This window comes from Pseudomonas sp. SIMBA_068 (genome assembly GCF_046534705.1).
Classification (GTDB): Bacteria; Pseudomonadota; Gammaproteobacteria; order Pseudomonadales; family Pseudomonadaceae; genus Aquipseudomonas; species Aquipseudomonas putida.
In genome coordinates this window covers 1-278 of the sequence record NZ_JAWRYI010000383.1, presented here as the reverse complement: position 1 = coordinate 278, position 278 = coordinate 1, and the positions used below count along the sequence as shown (strand labels likewise).

Annotated in this window: 1 protein-coding gene; it reads left to right on the top strand. The window is 43.5% G+C overall.

Annotation, left to right across the window (positions count from 1 at the left end; genetic code table 11):
- Nucleotides 1-278: nitrilase-related carbon-nitrogen hydrolase (locus SB756_RS29630; protein ID WP_410913133.1), on the top strand; the 278-nt coding region annotated here is incomplete at both ends.

Genomic DNA, 278 nt, shown 5'->3' with positions numbered 1-278 from the left:
ATTTGCTTCGAAATAGTATTTGCCGATTTAGTACGTGGCAATTATAAAACTAACTCAGATATATTATTTACTGTCAGTAACGACGCGTGGTTTGGTCAATCAATTGGGCCATTGCAACACATGCAAATTGCCCGCATGCGTGCCCTTGAGTTACAACGCCCGCTGGTACGTGTTACCAACAACGGTGTAAGCGCCGTATACGACCCGCTAAGCAATACACAACAAACCATGCCACAGTTTGAAGCCGCTGTATTAAAAGCCGATGTAAAACTGATACA